This is a genomic window from Sphingobium sp. DC-2 (assembly GCF_000722555.1).
GTDB lineage: Bacteria > Pseudomonadota > Alphaproteobacteria > Sphingomonadales > Sphingomonadaceae > Sphingobium > Sphingobium quisquiliarum.
The window spans coordinates 1-1909 of the sequence record NZ_JNAC01000060.1 but is presented as its reverse complement, the minus strand read 5'-3'; the positions used below and the strand labels follow the sequence as shown (position 1 = coordinate 1909).

At 57.6% G+C, this 1909-nt stretch carries 2 protein-coding genes and 1 pseudogene; all 3 read left to right on the top strand.

Annotation, left to right across the window (positions count from 1 at the left end):
• Nucleotides 1-155: pseudogene (locus ET21_RS27115) on the top strand (transposase domain-containing protein); the annotation flags it as partial.
• A 73-nt stretch (nt 156-228) separates the two neighbouring features.
• Nucleotides 229-1272: an IS110-like element ISShsp1 family transposase gene (locus ET21_RS0114440; RefSeq protein ID WP_026150064.1), complete on the top strand. Its 1044-nt coding sequence runs from the start codon at nt 229-231 to the stop codon at nt 1270-1272.
• A gap of 280 nt (nt 1273-1552) precedes the next feature.
• Nucleotides 1553-1894, top strand: a complete 342-nt coding sequence (locus ET21_RS0114435) for a hypothetical protein (protein WP_237751567.1) — start codon at nt 1553-1555, stop codon at nt 1892-1894.
• The last annotated feature ends 15 nt before the right edge of the window (nt 1895-1909 follow it).

Genomic DNA, 1909 nt, shown 5'->3' with positions numbered 1-1909 from the left:
GTTCCGAGGCCGGCGCTGAAACCCTCGCTCGCGCCATGACACTCATCGAAAGCGCCAAAATGAATGGCCTTGATCCTCAGGCCTATATCACCGACCTGCTTAATCGCATCCATGACCACAAGATCAACAGGATCGACGAGTTGTTACCTTGTTGGGGTGGACGGCTCCCAACGGCATCGCAATGTGCCAGAGTGAGTGCGTTGCAAGACTCAATCAAGGGAGCCGCCCGTGGAGCAAATTACCCGCATAGGCATGGATACGTCAAAGAACGTTTTTCAACTGCATGGCGTCGATGCAGCGGAGAAGCCAGTGCTGCGCAAGAAGTTGACGCGCCGAGAGATGATTCGGTTTTTCGAAAAGCTGCCACCCACCCTCGTCGCTATCGAGGCATGCGGCAGTTCACATCATTGGGCTCGTCTTCTCGGATCGCTCGGGCATGATGTAAGGTTGATCGCGCCGCAATTAGCGAAGCCCTACGTCAAGCGCGGCAAGAACGACGCTGCGGATGCCGAAGCTCTCTGCGAAGCGGTGAGCCGCCCAACAATGCGCTTCGTTCCGGTAAAGACTGCAGAACAACAGGCCGCGCTCATGTTGGTCGGGGTGCGCGAAAGGCTTATTCAGAAGCGCACCCAGCTCGTCAACGCTATACGAGGGTATGGCGCGGAGTTCGGCATCACCGCGGCGACGGGTGCATGTCGCGTCGTACCGCTTCTCGAGTGCATCGCGGAAGATGAAACGATACCCGAATTGGCGCGCGAACTTTTTGCGCTGCAGGGAAAGGAATATGCGCAGCTCCAGTGCGAGATCGAACGGATCGACGCGAAGCTGATGGAATGGCATCGCAACGACGAATGTAGTCAGCGACTGGCCAAAATTCCCGGCGTTGGGCCTATCGGCGCGACCTTGCTCATGATGAAAACGCCCGATCCGCATCTATTCAAATCCGGTCGGGATTTTGCGGCATGGATGGGCCTGACCCCCAAAGATCACTCGACCGCCGGCAAGACAAGACACGGCGTTATCACTCGCGCTGGTGATGAGCTTCTCAGAAGCACGCTCGTGGTCGGAGCCACCGCAGTCGTTCAGCACGCCCGCAATGGGCGAGGCAGGAATCTAACACCGTGGCTTATCGGCTTGATTGCACGAAAATCGCCTAAGCTCGTTGCGGTTGCCGTTGCTAACAAAGCCGCACGTGTCGCGTGGAAACTCATGGTGAGCGGCGAGCGATACCAGTGCGTCGCGCCGCCCGCGCTAACTGCGGTAGCAGCATAAGAATTAGCCAGGGACGATGAGCAAAATATCAATGCTATCGTACTGAGCTGATCCGTGATCTTGCATGAAGAGAGCAGATGGTGCGATCGATCGATCCGAGGCGTGTGACACTCCGTCAGTTCCAATGGCCATCACAGGCCGCTGCCTTGTTGGGAACACACACCGCGGAAACCATCTTGGCCAGCGGTCACGTGCGACCGCACCGAAAGGCCGGACATATGGAAGCAAGCGATCCGATCAAATTTTCCGTTCAGCCCTTGCAAGAGGGAGCCGTCCACATATGGAACTGGGCGCCGCTGACTCTCCCGCGAGCACTGGGCGCCTGATGGCCGCGGTCACTCACGTCCTCACCCTCGACTATGTCGCCAGGATCCTCGACGAGGACGTGGAATTGCTGAAAGCAATCATCTCAAATGACGACAATCTGACCTACGGAAACATCATCAGCGTCTGCATCGGCCCCGACGAGGCCATCACCGCGCTAACCGATCACGGTGTAGATGAACTCACTGACATGCTCAGCGAGGCCCGTCTCACGGCCCAGTCCTGGCACCAGTTTCTCGATGACTTCGTCGACGATACCGACCTCGCTGCCCGCTTCAAGGCACAACCATCGCGGTAACAATCGGGCGGTTAC

What these genes read in the sequence shown, in the direction of transcription:
- ET21_RS0114435 (WP_237751567.1), top strand. Translation starts at nt 1,553, where the DNA reads ATGGAACTGGGCGCCGCTGACTCTCCCGCGAGCACTGGGCGCCTGATG.